Below are 14,269 nucleotides of genomic sequence, written 5' to 3' on the forward strand. Positions count from 1 at the left end.
GTCATCCCTCACCCTTACCCTCTCCCGGCCCGGGAGAGGGAGGCATCAGCGTTGTGCTTCTTCTTATCCCCTCGCATCTCTCCCAGTCGAAGCCCCCTCTCCCCTGAGGGGAGAGGGGTTAGGGGTGAGGGATCTCGGCCTGCTTTGCATCCGGAATTCATCACGCCTCCTGCCCGACGCCGAGCCGGGCAAAAGCAGTGGCGTCGGTAGATTTGAGCCGGATGGCGGAAAGGAAGCCGATGATGCCGGCGATCGGAACCAGTCCAGGCAGCAGCACGGCGAGCACGCCATTGGCGCCCGCGAGCGCGCCGAAGTTCACCGCGATGAAATAGATCAGCGCCAGCAGGACCAGGCCGGTCACCACCGGCAGGATCTTGGTCACCAGCACATTGCCTTCAAGCTCGGGATTGCGCGTGAAGAAGGCGACGATCGCCAATGCCGTGAAGGCCATCAGCAGGATGATCGCCAAGGTAGCGACGTTGGTGAGCCAGGAGAACAGGGCCAGCACCGGATCCAGGCCGGTGGCGGCAAACAGCGCGACCACCAGCGCGGCGATGACGGTCTGGATCATCGAGCCGACATGGGGGCTCTGGAACAGGGGATGCGTCACGCCGACCGATCTCGGCAGAAGCCCCTCGCGGCCGGCCACATAGAGGTAGCGCGCCACGCCATTGTGGAAGGCCAGAACACCGGCGAACAGGCTCGTGATGAACAGAAGGCTCATCACCACGGTGATGCCGTGGCCGACATAGCGTTCGGCGAGGCCGAAGAGGAAGGTCGTCGGATCGGCAAGGCCCTGCAGCTGCGGCACGAGCTTGTCGACGCCGGCGCCGTTCACCATCAGCCATGAGGTCAGCATATAGAATACGCCGATGATCAGCACCGAGATATAGGTCGCCCGCGGCACGGTCCTGTGCGGTTCGCGGGCCTCCTCACTGTAGATCGTCGTCGCCTCGAAACCGATGAAGGCGGCAAAACAGAACAGGAGGCCGATGGCAGGCGTGCCGCTCCAGAACGCCGCCGGCGTAAAGGGCGTGAAGGTGAGGCCGGCATCGCCTCCCTTGAAGAAGATCGCCGCATCGATGACCAGCACGACGAGATATTCCAGCGCGACCAGCACGGTGAGGATCTTGGCCGACAGATCGACACGGCGATAGCCGAAAACAGCCACCGCGGCGATGCCGACATAGGTCCACACCCACCAGGGCAGGTCCAGGCCGAACTGCTCGGCGAAGAATCCCCTTGTCGCCGCACCGAACATGCCGAACACGCCGATCTGCATGCAATTATAGGCGAGAATGGCGATGAGGGCCGCCGCTCCCCCCATCAGGCCGCCAAGCCCTTGCGCCGTATAGGCGTAGAAGGCACCGGCATTGCGGATATGGCGGGCCATGGCGACATAGCCGACGGCAAAGAGCAACAGGATCAGGGTGACCAGGACGAAGGTCAGCGGGATGCCGGGCCCATTTCCGAGCAGCATGGACAGGGGCACGCCGCCGGCGACCGCCGTCAGGGGTGCTGCCGCCGAGACCACCAGAAAGGTGATCGCCCCCACGCCGAGGCTGTTCTTGCGGAGCTGGTTGGATGGTTGGCTTTGCGAGTCTTGTCGCGTGTCTTGCCGCGAATCTTGCACGGTCATGGGCGTTCGTTCCCCTGTTGAAGGCGCCGGCATGCGTGGGGAAGGCTCGCCCGCCGTTTCGTCAGAAACGGCGCGAACGATGCTGCCCCTTATTCTTGTTGGCCGTCTGTATTGATGCGCGAACTTCGGTTCATTATTTGAACCATTACTTCAAATATAGACTTGCAAAGAACCGCGGCAGCTGTCAAGTTATTTCGCATGTTAATTATCTCGGGTCGCGGCAGAAGAACCCGCAAGGCTCCCGGCGCACCGGAAGCCAAGACGAACCGACCCCCGGTGGAGGAAGAATGAGCACGATCGGCAAGGCCCTTTCATTGCTGGACACCGTGTCGCGCCTGCAGGAGGAGGCGGGGCTGACCGACATCGCCCGGCTCTGCGCCCTCGATAAGGCCACCGCCCGGCGCTTCCTGGTGGAACTCACCAAGCATGGCTTCGTCGAGCAGGATCCGGTGACACGCAAATACCGCATCGGGGCAGCGCCGGTGCGCCTCGCCCGCATTCGCGAGGCCCGCTACCCCTTCCTGCGCATCGCACTGCCCCATATCAAGGCGCTGGCGGAAGCCTCGGCCGAGACGGTGCATCTTTCCGAATTCTCGGGCAGCCAACTCGCCACCATCCATGTCGAGGATTCACCCAAAGCCCATCGGGTCATCGTTGATGTCGGGGGCATCCTGCCCTTCCACGCGACGGCGTCGGGGCTAGCCTTCCTGGCCTTTCGCCCCGCGGCGGAGATCGAAGCTGCCTTGGCATCGCCGCTGGAACGCTTCACCGAGCATACGATCACCGACCCGGCCAGGATTGGCGAATTGCTTGAAGAAACCAGAGCCCGCGGCTTCTCGATCGGCCATCAGGGCTTCGAGGTCGGCGTGGTCAGCGTGGCCGCCCCGATCCGTGCGCCCAATGGGAAGCCGATCGGATGCATCGCCGTTGCGGCTCCGACGGTGCGTGTCGGCAAGACCGCCCTGCAGGCCTTGGGTGCCGAGGCCGTCGCCACGGCCGAGGTCATCTCGGAAAAATATTACGGTCTGGAACGGCCCGCTGAAACCAATGCTCGTCTCGGGAGGACTGCCTGATGAGAGTGGCGGTCTCGGCGCCCAGAATACTCGTCATCGGAACGGGCGACACCAAATCGGACGAGCTGCAATTCATGGCCTCCGTCATCCGGGAAGCGGGCGGACACCCTGCCATGGTCGATGTCAGCATCCTGGGCGATCCGCCCTATCCCCCCGATCATTCCAGGCACGATATCGCCACGGCTGCCGGTACCTCCATCGATGCCATCATCGCCAGCGGGGACGAAAACAGCGCGATGGCCCTGATGGCACAGGGGGCGGCAGCCCTCGTCCTCGACCTCTACCGAGCCGGCAAGGTGGATGGCATCATCGCGCTCGGCGGCTCGATGGGCACCGACCTCGCCCTCGACGTATCCGCTGTCCTGCCGGTGGGCGTTCCCAAATTCGTCGTCTCGACGATCGCCTACTCCCACCTCCTTCCGCCCGAGCGCATCGCACCGGACCTGATGATGATCCTGTGGGCTGGCGGCCTCTACGGTCTCAGCGGCATTTGCTGTTCCGTGCTCTCGCAGGCCTGCGGCGCCGTGGTCGGCGCGGCCCGACATGGCCGGAAGCCGGATTCCGCGCGTCCCCTGATCGGCATGACGTCCCTCGGCTCCACCTGCCTCAAATATATGAAGCATCTCAAGCCCGAGCTGGAACGGCGCGGCTATGACGTCGCGGTGTTCCATGCCACCGGCATGGGCGGACGCGCCTTCGAGGCGGTCGCTGAGAAGGGTGGCTTTGCGGCGGTGTTCGATTTCTGCATCCAGGAAGTCAGCAACCACCATTACGGCAGCATCGTCACCTCCGGTCCCGACCGCCTGGAGAATGCCGGGCGCGCCCGCATTCCCCAGATCGTCGCCCCGGGCGCCGTCGACATGGTGGACCTGCCATCCTGGCGCGAGCCGCCGCCCATCCTGGCGGACCGCCCCTATCACGCCCATAACCGCCTGATCGGCTCGGTGACCGCCTCCCCCGAGGGCCGGCGCGAGATCGCCCGGGTGATCGCCGCAAAGCTCAAGCGGGCCGCCGGGAGAACCGCCTTCCTGCTGCCGATCGAGGGATTGCAGGAATGGGACAAACCGGGCGAGCCCCTGCACGATCCGGCCGGCCACGCCGCCTTTGTGGATGAAATCCGCAAGGCCCTGCCCCCGAGCGTCACCCTTCGCGAGATCAACGCCCACATCAACGCGCCGCAATTCTCGGACGTCGCGCTCGCGCTCTTCGACGAATGGGTGGCCGAGGGCATCGTACCGGAGGGACGGCCATGACCGGCGAGCGCGCCCTCATCCTCGATTTCGGTGGGGTGGTGACCCGCACCCTGTTCGAAACGCACGATGTCACAGAGCGCACCCTCGGCCTGGCGCCTGATACGCTTACCTGGCGCGGCCCCTTCGCCCCGGAGACCGATCCGCTCTGGGTCTCGATGCAACGCCAGGAGATCAGCGAGCGCGACTACTGGCTCACACGAGCCGGCGAGGTCGGCCGCATGGTCGGCGAAGACTGGACGGATATGCAGACTTTCGTGCGCCGGGCCCGCGGCGCCGAACCCGAGCTGGTGCTGCGCCCGGAAGCGCGCGAGGCCATCCTGCAGGTGAAGGCAGCGGGGCTGAAGCTCGCCATCCTCTCCAACGAACTCGACCTGTTCTACGGCGTCGAATTCCGCCAGCGCTTTCCCCTGATCGACCGCTTCGATGTCATCGTCGATGCCACCCATACCGGCATTCTGAAACCGGATGCGCGCGCCTATGAGCAGGTCCTCGCCGAGCTCGACCTGCCCCGCGAGGCTTGTGTCTTCGTCGACGACCAGCTCAAGAACATCGAAGGCGCCAGAGCAGTGCGCCTGCCCCATGTCCATTTCGACGTCACCCGGCCGTCCCAGGGCTATGCCCAGGCTCTGGCCATGCTCGGCATTTGAATTTGAAGAGGAATGAACGATGCGTGAGACCAATTTCCTGATCGAGAACAATGCACGCCAGCTCTGGCATCCGATGGCGCATCCGGCCGACATGCAGGCCAATCCGCCGCGCATCATCACCTCGGCCAGGGGCGTCGAGATCACCGATATCCACGGCAAGACGGTGCTGGACGGCGTCGGTGGCCTCTGGAACGTCAATCTGGGCTATTCCTGCGACCCGATCAAACAGGCGATCAAGGACCAACTCGACGAACTGCCCTATTACTCGACCTTCCGGGGCACCACCAACGCGCCCTCGATCGAGCTCGCCTATGAGCTGGCGGAGTGGTTTAAGCCGGACGGACTCAGCCGCGCCTTCTTCACCTCCGGCGGTTCGGATTCGGTGGAAACCTGCCTGCGTCTGGCGCGGCAATATCACCGGGTCAGCGGCCAGCCCGAGCGTACCAAGTTCATCGCGCTGAAGAAGGGCTATCACGGCACCCATTTCGGCGGCGCCTCCGTCAACGGCAACCAGCATTTCCGCCGCAACTACGAGCCTTTGTTGCCGGGCGTATACCACCTGCCGGCACCTTGGCCCTACCGTAATCCGTTCGGGACCAGCGATGGCGCCGAGATCACGGCGGCGATCGGCCGGCTGTTCGAAGAGGAAATCGCCTTCCAGGGCGCCGATACCATCGCTGCCCTGATCCTCGAGCCCGTGCTCGGCTCCGGCGGCATCATCGTGCCGCATGAGAACTTCCTGCCGCTGATGCGCGAGATCTGCGACCGGCACGGCATTCTCCTGATCGCCGACGAGGTGATCACGGCCTTCGGCCGCACCGGCGCCTGGACCGGCTCGCGCCTGTGGGGCATCAAGCCCGATTTGATGTCCACAGCCAAGGCGATCACCAACGGCTATTTCCCCTTCGGCGTGGCGATGATCTCGGAGACGATCGCTCAGGCCTTCGAGAGCAACAAGAACACGCTCGCTACCATCAGCCATGGCTACACCTATTCCGGCCACCCCATCGGCGCGGCGGCGGCGATCGCCACGCTGAAGGAAATTCGCCGGCTCGACGTCGCCGCCAACGCCGCCGCCCGCGGCGCGGAACTGGGCCAAGGGCTCGAAAACCTCAAGGCCAGGCACGAACTGGTTGGTGACGTGCGCGGCATCGGCCTGATGTGGGCGCTCGAACTGGTCGGCGACCGCGCCAAGAAGACGCCGGCCGCCAAGGATGTGGTGCAGAAGGTGCAGGACGTCGCCTATGAGGCCGGCGTGCTGGTGCGCACCTCCGGCGCCAATGTCATCATCTCGCCGCCGCTGGTGATCAGCGCCGAGGACGTCGCGCGCATCGTTGCCGCCCTCGATGCCGGGCTGGCCGCGGCGGGAGGACGCTGAGATGGCCGGCAATGCCGCTCTGCTCGCGCGCCGCGAAAGGCTGCTCGGGCGCAACATGTCGCTGTTCTACCAGGAGCCGGTGCATCTGGTGCGCGGCGAAGGCGTCTGGCTCTGGGATGATGAGGGCCGGCGCTATCTCGACTGCTACAACAACGTGCCGCATGTCGGCCATTGCCACCCGCGCGTGGTCGAGGCGATCACGCGCCAGGCTTCGACGCTCAACACGCATACACGCTATCTGCATGAGGAAATCCTCGACTATGTCGAACGCCTGACCGCGACCTTCGACACCAACCTGAACGCGGCGATCCTCACCTGTACCGGCAGCGAGGCCAATGACGTCGCTTTGCGCATGGCGCAGGCAATGACCGGCCGGATCGGGGTGATTGCCACCGACCACACCTATCACGGCAATACCGCGGCGGTATCGCAGCTCTCCACCCGCATGCCGCCTGTCGGCGGCTTCGGTGGCCATGTCCGCCACGTGCCAGCGCCGGACAGCTACCGTCCGCTGGGCGGCGTACCGGGCGAGGCTTTCGCGGTGGCCTTCGCCACCAAGATCGAGGAGGCGATCGCCTCGCTGGAGGCGAGCCCGCACGGCTTTTCCGCCCTGATCATCGATCCCTTCTTCGCCAATGAAGGCTTTCCCGATCTGCCCCGGGGCTTTCTGGACCGGACGGTCTCAGCCGTGCGCAAGGCCGGCGGACTCGTCATCGCCGACGAGGTCCAGCCCGGCTTCGGCCGAACGGGCAGCCATATGTGGGGCCACCAGCGCGCCGGCTTCCTTCCCGATATCGTCACTTTGGGCAAGCCCATGGCCAATGGCCATCCGGTCGGCGGCGTGGTCGCCAACATCGATACGCTGAACACCTTCCGCAAGGCCTTCCGCTACTTCAACACCTTCGGCGGCAATCCTGTTTCCTGCGCCGCGGCGATGGCGGTGCTCGACGTGATCGAGGAAGAAAGGCTGATCGAGAACGCTAGCACCGTCGGTGCCCATGCGCGCGCCGGCTTCGAGCGTCTCGCAGGCAAGCATGCCCTCATCGGCGACATCCGCGGCAGCGGCCTGTTCATGGGCACCGAATTCGTACTGGATCGCTCGACCAGGGCACCGGCTCCCGATCTCGCCACCCGCATCGTCAACGCCATGCGGGAGCGCGGCGTGCTGATGGGCAAGATCGGCGTGCATCAATGCGCCACCAAGATCCGCCCGCCCATGCCGTTCTCCAAGGAACATGCCGATCTGATGCTGTCGACCCTCGACGATGTGCTGTCGGGTCTGTGAGGCGGTGATGATGGGCGATCCGGCGCAAGAACTGAAGAACACGCTGTTTGAGCGAGCCAGCGAAGCGCTGCAGCATTGGCCGGCGCCGGCCCAGCAGCCGCAACTCCTCAAATATCGGGAGAATGCGGTTTTCCGTGTCGTCCTCGCCGATGGCCGGCCGGCGGCTTTGCGGCTGCACCGGGCGGGCTATCACGACGAGGCAGCACTGCAATCGGAATTGGCCTGGATGACGGCCCTGCGGCAGGGCGGCCTGGCGGTACCCGCCACCATTCCGTCCGAGGATGGGCACCCCCTGGTCACACTGCCAGCCACTCACCGTTTTGCTGCCCAACATGCCGACATCGTCAGCTGGATCGACGGCGTGCCGCTCGGCCAAACGGGAATGCCCCTGGCGCAGCCACCGGAAAAACAGGCCGAGCTTTTCTTTAGGATCGGCCAGGCCATGGCCACCATGCACGATCTCGCCGATGGCTGGCAGCGGCCATCCGGTTTCCATCGGCCAGCCTGGGATATCGAAGGGCTGGTGGGCGAGCAGCCGCTCTGGGGACGGTTCTGGGATTGTCCGGGCCTTTCGCCACGGGAAAGCGAAGCTCTTGCCAAGCTGCGGATCAGGCTCCGCCAGGCCCTCGACAGCCACGCCCCTTGCCTCGACTACGGCCTCATCCATGCCGACCTCGTGCGCGAGAACGTCTTCATGACCAATGGCGGCGTGGCCTTCATCGATTTCGACGATTGCGGCCACGGCTACCGCCTGTTCGACCTTGCCACGGCGCTGCTGAAGAACCGGCGCGAGCCGGCTTATCCGGCCATCGAGCAGGCGCTGGTCGCCGGCTATCGCAGCCGCCGCGGCCTCAGCGAGGAGGCGCTGGCGGCCCTGCCGCTCTTCCTCCTCTTGCGGAGCCTGACCTATATCGGCTGGCTGGCGCAACGGCCTGAGACCCCCGACGCCGCCGAACGCCTGTCGCGTTATCTGAAAGAAAGCTTTCAACTGGCCGAGACTGTGCAAATCGACCCTTGACACGGTTCACAATTTTATTAACATGTTAATTAAATAGATCGGGAAACGCCAAGGCCATGCCGCACCTCACCGTGGAATATTCCGGCAATCTCGAAGGGCGCGTCGAGATCGGCGCGCTCTGCGACCGGCTGCACGCCGCCATTCTGGCCACGGGGCTCTTCGAGCTCGGCGCCATTCGCGTTCGGGCCTTGAAGGCGGACCATTTCACCATAGCCGACCGCCTGCCCGAGAACGGCTTCGTCGACCTCAACTTCCGCATCGGCCACGGCCGCAGTGCCGATGAAAAGAAGCGTACGGGCGAGGCCCTGTTCGCCGCGGCGGGCGAGGTGCTCGCTGCCTTGTTCGCAACCCCTCATTTCGCGCTTTCGCTGGAGATCCGGGAAATCGACCCGGAGCTGAGCTGGAAGCGCAATGCCATCCATCCGCGCCTTCGCGGCAAATAGCCTGCGCGACGGCCGCCCCCGATCACCGAGAGATCCATTCATGTCGACACTGCAGGAAAACCTGGCCAAGGCCGAAGCCTATCTGGCTCGTTTCAAGGGCATGGTCGTGCCCAACCGCATTGGCGGCGAAGACGTCGCAGCAGCCGATGGCGCGACCTTCGAGACGATCTCGCCGATCGATCTGAAGTCGCTGGCCCGCGTGGCGCGCGGCTCGGGCGCCGATGTCGATCGCGCCGCCAAGGCGGCCAAGGCGGCTTTCGCCGAATGGGCGGCCATGCCGGGCGGGGCTCGCAAGAAGCTCCTGCACAAGATCGCCGATGCCATCGTGGCGCGCGCCGAGGAAATCGCCTTCGTCGAATGCATGGATACCGGCCAGGCCTTGAAATTCATGGCCAAGGCAGCCTTGCGCGGCGCCGAGAATTTCCGCTTCTTCGCCGACCGGGCACCCGAGGCCCGTGACGGCAAATCCCTGCGTGCCGAGGGCCAGTTCAACGTCACCACGCGCGTGCCGATCGGACCAGTGGGCATCATCACCCCCTGGAACACACCCTTCATGCTGTCGACCTGGAAGATCGCACCGGCCCTCGCCGCCGGTTGTACCGTCGTGCACAAGCCGGCCGAATTCTCGCCGCTGACGGCAAGGCTGCTGGTCGAGATCGCCGAGGAGGCCGGATTGCCCAAGGGCGTGTGGAACCTCGTCAATGGCTTTGGCGAGGATGCCGGCCGCGCCCTCACCGAACATCCCCTGATCAAGGCGATCGGCTTCGTGGGCGAGAGCCGCACCGGCGCGATGATCATGCGGCAGGGCGCCGAAACCCTGAAGCGCGTGCATTTCGAACTGGGCGGCAAGAACCCCGTGATCGTCTTCGCCGATGCCGATCTCGAACGCGCGGCAGACGCTGCCGTCTTCATGATCTATTCGCTGAACGGCGAGCGCTGCACCTCCTCCTCGCGCCTGCTCGTCGAGGAGAGCATCTACGACAGGTTCACCGCACTGATCGCCGAGAAGGCCAGCCGGATCAAGGTCGGCCATCCGCTCGATCCGGAAACGGTGGTCGGGCCGCTGATCCACCCGGTGCATGAGAAGAAGGTGCTCGACTATATCGCCATCGGCCAGGCCGAAGGTGCCAAGGTGGCCGCGGGGGGCACCAAGGTCGAGGGACCGGGCGGGGGATGCTATGTCTCGCCGACCTTGTTTACGGGTGCCAACAACCGTATGCGCATCGCTCAGGAAGAGATCTTCGGACCGGTGCTGACGGCGATCCCCTTCACCGACGAGGACGAAGCCCTGGCCCTGGCCAACGACGTCCAATACGGCCTGGCGGGCTATCTGTGGACCGCCGACCTCGGCCGGGCCCTGCGCTTCACCGACCATCTCGAAGCCGGGATGATCTGGGTCAATTCGGAGAATGTGCGCCACCTGCCCACGCCCTTCGGCGGGGTCAAGAATTCCGGCATCGGCCGCGACGGCGGCGACTGGTCCTTCGACTTCTACATGGAGACGAAGAACATCGCCTTCGCGACCAAGCCCCACGCCATCACGAAGCTGGGCGGCTGATTGACCGCTCACCAGAAATACACCGTCATCCCCTGCCAAGCCACTCGCGAGCGCAGCGAGAGAGGGCGAGGAGAAGGGGATCAGGGGCTCAATGGCTCAACTTACGGCCCCTGGATCCCCTTCCCGCCACCTGCGGTGGTGCTGTCGCCCCAATTTGCAGCGCAAGTTGGGCTGAGGATGACGCCTCAAACCGGTACTTCATGAATAGGCCCCAGGCCTGGCCGTCATAGAATACAGCCCGCCCCTCGATGGGAGCGGGCGGGAGGAAGATCCGATGCCCCTACCCCAACCTGTTCTCCATCCACCCTTCAACATCGTCAGGCTCAGCCATGTCGAACTCGCCGTGACGGATCTGGCCAAGTCGCGCGCCTTCTATGTCGACATTCTCGGCCTGCAGGTGACCGACGAGACATCGGACACCATCTATCTCAGGGCGATGGAGGAGCGCGGCCATCATTGCATCGTCCTCAAAAAGGCCGAGACCGCCGAGGCGCGCGACCTCGGTTTCAAGGTCTATTCGGAGGACGACCTCGACAGGGCGGCACATTTCTTCAAAGGCAGAGAGCTGCCGGTCGAATGGATCGAGCGCCCCTACCAGGCCAGGACCTTCCGCACCCGCGATCCGCAGGGCATTCCGCTCGAATTCTATGCCCAGATGGAGCGCCTGCCGCCCATCCACCAGAAATACGCGCTCTATCGTGGCGTCAAGCCGCTGCGCATCGACCACTTCAACTGCTTCTCGCCCAATGTCGACGAGGCCGTGGCCTTCTACAACGAGATCGGCTTTCGCGTCACCGAATATACCGAGGACGAAGAAACCGGCCGGCTCTGGGCGGCCTGGACCCATCGCAAGGGCGGCGTGCACGACATCGCCTTTACCAATGGCCGCGGGCCGCGCCTGCATCACACCGCCTTCTGGGTGCCGACCCCCCTCAACATCATCGACCTGCTCGATCTGATGGCGACGTCGGGATGGGTTGCCAATATCGAGCGCGGTCCCGGGCGCCATGGCATCTCCAATGCCTTCTTCCTCTATATTCTCGATCCGGACGGGCATCGCATCGAGATCTATTGTTCCGACTACCAGACGGTCGATCCCGATCTGGAGCCGATCAAATGGGACCTCAAGGATCCGCAGCGCCAGACTCTGTGGGGAGCCCCCGCCCCCAAATCCTGGTTCGAGCATGGCAGTCCCTTCGCCGACACGCCCATCATCGACCCCATCCTCAAGGCCCAGCCGATCATCGCCCCCTGATCGCCAGTTTGGGCATCGCTGCCCCGGAACCAACGAAACGGAGCGTGTTCTGTCCTGAATGCACTCCGCCCTGCACTGTCAAGGAGACGATTGTGACCGACAGGCCCCGTTTTGCCGCCTTCTCCCATCAGGGAGCCCTGAAATACGGCCTTGCGAAGGGCGAGGGCATCATCAACCTGTCGAAGCGCCATGGCGAGCGCTGGCCGAGCTTGCGGGAGGTGATCGAAGCCGGCGCCCTGGCACAACTCGCCGAGGAAGCAGTATCGCTAACCCCCGATTATGCCCTTTCGGACATCACCTTCGAAATTCCGATCCCTGCCCCGGAGAAGCTGATCTGCGTGGGCGTGAACTTTCCCGACCGCAACGAGGAATACAAGGACGGCCAGGCCGCGCCGGCCAACCCCTCCCTCTTCATCCGTTTTCCGCGCTCCTTCACCGGCCACGGCCAGCCGCTGATCCGCCCGCCCGAAAGCCCGCAGCTCGATTATGAGGGCGAGATCGTCATCGTCATCGGCAAGGGTGGCCGGCGCATAGCCGAGACCGAAGCGCTCGACCACATCGCCGCGTTGTCGCTGTGCAACGAAGGCACGATCCGCGACTGGGTGCGCCACGCCAAGTTCAACGTCACCCAGGGCAAGAATTTCGATCGCACCGGTTCGATCGGCCCCTGGCTCGTCCCCTATATGGACAGCACCCAGCTTGCCGACATCGAACTCACGACCTGCGTCAATGGCGAGATTCGCCAGAAGGACCGGACCAGCCGGATGATCTTCTCCTTCACCCGGATCATCGCCTATGTCTCGACCTTCACCACGCTGGTTCCCGGCGACGTGATCGTCACGGGCACGCCGACCGGGGCCGGCGCGCGCTTCGATCCGCCGATCTGGCTCAAGCCCGGCGACGTCGTCGAGGTCAGCGCCGAGGGTCTCGGCACCCTCAGCAACACGATCGCCGACGAGGTCTGAGATGATGACAGCAGCTGAAATCGAAGCCGCCGCGGAAAGCCTGGACGAGGCCGAGCGCACCCGCATCCAGACCGGCCTCCTCTCCCTCAAGCATCCCGGTATCGACATAGCCGACGCCTATGCGATCCAAGCCCGCTGGGTGAGCAGGAAGATCGATCGCGGCGCCAGGGTGATCGGCTGGAAGATCGGCCTTACCTCCAAGGCGATGCAGTCTGCGCTGAACATCGACATTCCCGATTCCGGCGTGTTGTTCGACGATATGCTGTTCGAGGACGGCGCCACCATCCCAGCCGACCGCTTCATCCAGCCGCGCGTCGAGGCCGAACTCGCCTTCGTGATGAAGGCACCGCTTCGGGGGCCACGCGTCACCGTCTTCGACGTGCTTGAAGCCACCGACTATGTCACCCCCGCCCTCGAAATCCTCGATACACGCATTCTTCGCGTCGATCCCGAGACCGGGAAGGCCCGCACCATCTTCGATACCATCTCCGACAACGCCGCCAATGCCGGCATCGTCACCGGTGGTCGAGCGATGCGACCGGATCAGGTCGATCTGCGCTGGATCGGTGCCATCGTCACGCGCAACGCCGAGGTCGAGGAGACCGGCCTCGGCGCCGGTGTGCTCAACCAGCCGGCGCGAGGCATCGCCTGGCTCGCCAACCGGCTGGCCGAGTATGGTCAGGGCATCGAGGCCGGACAGATCGTGCTCGCCGGCTCCTTCATCCGTCCCATCGAGGCGCGGCATGGCGACACGATCCACGCCGATTTCGGCCCCTATGGTTCAGTGAGCATCTATTTCGCCTGAGAGCAGAAATGCCCCGAGATTGGAGGGCCGATCTCCTCAGCCCCATCAAGAGATGGAGCGGGATCGACCGTCTTGGAAACCTCGCGCGCGATTGAAGGCGAAGATGGTCGATCTGGAGATCGACCCTCCAGGTTGCGTATTTCAATCCCCGAACAGCTCCAGCAGGCTCGCCACCTCGAGATCGGGGGTCACATCCGGCCGGGCGGCAGCCACCACGCCGGTCGTGACCAACACGGAACGCATGCCCGCCCGCTTGCCGGCCAGTATGTCGGTGGCGATCTGGTCGCCGATCATGATCGTCCCCTCGCGCGGCGTGCCGAGAAAGCCGAGCGCCTCTTCGATCATCAGCGGCTCGGGCTTGCCCACTACGATCGGCCAGCAGGACGGCACCGCCGCCTGGACGGCCGCCATCAGCACGCCGACGCAGGGCTCGAAGCCCCTCTCGACCGGAGCCAGCATGTCGGGATTGGTCACCACCACCGCGGCTCCGCCGAGTGCCGCGCGCACCGCCGTGCTCAGCTTGGCATAGCTGAGCTGATAGTCGAAGCCGAGCACCACGACCTCGGCATCGTCCCCCGCCGGGGTGAAGCCCGCCGCCTCCAGCGCTGCGAATAAGGGCTGTTCGCCGATGGCAAAGACCCGCGCCCCCGCAGGCCAGCGCCGGCGCATCAGGCTGGCGGTAGCCGAGACCGCGCAGAAGACCTGCCCGGGCTCGGCGACAATGCCCATCCGCGTCAGCTTAGCGGCGAAATCATCAGCCGATTTCGTGGCGTTGTTGGTGACGAAGGCGTAGGGAATGCCGTCGGCATGCCAGCGCCGGAAGGCCTCGACAGCATCGGGAATCGGGCTGTCGCCACGATAGGCCACCCCATCGAGATCCGAAACGATCCCCTTCAGACTCATGGATTGGAATGACGGCATCGACGAGGTTCCCTGACACGATTCGGCCG

General features: G+C 64.6%; 13 protein-coding genes. 11 read left to right on the forward strand and 2 right to left on the reverse strand.

Features of this window, described 5'->3' with window-relative positions; genetic code table 11:
- Positions 1–160: 160 nt before the first annotated feature.
- Positions 161–1,639: an APC family permease gene (locus ACR9ZN_RS03555; protein WP_481271379.1), complete on the reverse strand. Its 1,479-nt coding sequence runs from the start codon at positions 1,637–1,639 to the stop codon at positions 161–163.
- Positions 1,640–1,926: 287 nt separating this feature from the next.
- Between ACR9ZN_RS03555 and ACR9ZN_RS03560 the strand changes: the two genes are divergently transcribed.
- The 11 genes from ACR9ZN_RS03560 to hpaH all read left to right on the forward strand — a co-directional run bounded on the left by ACR9ZN_RS03560 (position 1,927) and on the right by hpaH (position 13,319).
- Complete coding sequence (locus ACR9ZN_RS03560) at positions 1,927–2,712, forward strand: IclR family transcriptional regulator (RefSeq protein ID WP_454817813.1); 786 nt, start codon at positions 1,927–1,929, stop codon at positions 2,710–2,712.
- Positions 2,712–3,965: a Tm-1-like ATP-binding domain-containing protein gene (locus ACR9ZN_RS03565; RefSeq protein ID WP_481271380.1), complete on the forward strand. Its 1,254-nt coding sequence runs from the start codon at positions 2,712–2,714 to the stop codon at positions 3,963–3,965. The genes ACR9ZN_RS03560 and ACR9ZN_RS03565 overlap by 1 nt, the downstream gene beginning before the upstream one ends.
- On the forward strand, positions 3,962–4,612 hold the full coding sequence (locus tag ACR9ZN_RS03570) for an HAD family hydrolase (protein ID WP_434960704.1): 651 nt from the start codon (positions 3,962–3,964) through the stop codon (positions 4,610–4,612). The genes ACR9ZN_RS03565 and ACR9ZN_RS03570 overlap by 4 nt, the downstream gene beginning before the upstream one ends.
- 19 nt (positions 4,613–4,631) lie before the next feature.
- Complete coding sequence (locus tag ACR9ZN_RS03575; RefSeq protein ID WP_434960703.1) at positions 4,632–5,990, forward strand: aspartate aminotransferase family protein; 1,359 nt, start codon at positions 4,632–4,634, stop codon at positions 5,988–5,990.
- A 1-nt stretch (position 5,991) separates the two neighbouring features.
- Complete coding sequence (locus tag ACR9ZN_RS03580) at positions 5,992–7,275, forward strand: aspartate aminotransferase family protein (protein WP_481271381.1); 1,284 nt, start codon at positions 5,992–5,994, stop codon at positions 7,273–7,275.
- A 7-nt stretch (positions 7,276–7,282) separates the two neighbouring features.
- Positions 7,283–8,293 (forward strand): phosphotransferase enzyme family protein, encoded by a 1,011-nt coding sequence (locus ACR9ZN_RS03585; RefSeq protein ID WP_481271382.1) that lies wholly within the window; start codon positions 7,283–7,285, stop codon positions 8,291–8,293.
- Between the two features lie 56 nt (positions 8,294–8,349).
- Positions 8,350–8,736 carry a 5-carboxymethyl-2-hydroxymuconate isomerase gene (locus ACR9ZN_RS03590; protein WP_481271383.1) on the forward strand — a complete coding sequence of 129 codons (387 nt, stop codon included), beginning with the start codon at positions 8,350–8,352 and terminating at the stop codon, positions 8,734–8,736.
- Positions 8,737–8,776: 40 nt separating this feature from the next.
- The gene (hpaE, locus tag ACR9ZN_RS03595) at positions 8,777–10,294 is read left to right on the forward strand and encodes a 5-carboxymethyl-2-hydroxymuconate semialdehyde dehydrogenase (RefSeq protein ID WP_481271384.1); all 1,518 of its coding nucleotides are present in this window, start codon (positions 8,777–8,779) and stop codon (positions 10,292–10,294) included.
- A 274-nt stretch (positions 10,295–10,568) separates the two neighbouring features.
- Positions 10,569–11,549: a 3,4-dihydroxyphenylacetate 2,3-dioxygenase gene (gene hpaD, locus ACR9ZN_RS03600; protein WP_481271385.1), complete on the forward strand. Its 981-nt coding sequence runs from the start codon at positions 10,569–10,571 to the stop codon at positions 11,547–11,549.
- 92 nt (positions 11,550–11,641) lie between these two features.
- The gene (locus ACR9ZN_RS03605; RefSeq protein ID WP_481271386.1) at positions 11,642–12,514 is read left to right on the forward strand and encodes a fumarylacetoacetate hydrolase family protein; all 873 of its coding nucleotides are present in this window, start codon (positions 11,642–11,644) and stop codon (positions 12,512–12,514) included.
- Between the two features lies 1 nt (position 12,515).
- Positions 12,516–13,319, forward strand: coding sequence for a 2-oxo-hept-4-ene-1,7-dioate hydratase (gene hpaH / locus ACR9ZN_RS03610; RefSeq protein ID WP_454817797.1), 804 nt, complete (start codon positions 12,516–12,518; stop codon positions 13,317–13,319).
- A 141-nt stretch (positions 13,320–13,460) separates the two neighbouring features.
- Here the strand turns inward: hpaH and ACR9ZN_RS03615 are convergent, their stop codons facing one another.
- Complete coding sequence (locus ACR9ZN_RS03615; protein ID WP_481271387.1) at positions 13,461–14,240, reverse strand: HAD-IIA family hydrolase; 780 nt, start codon at positions 14,238–14,240, stop codon at positions 13,461–13,463.
- Between the last annotated feature and the right edge of the window lie 29 nt (positions 14,241–14,269).

The organism is Labrys sp. HAY1-8F (assembly GCF_056754975.1).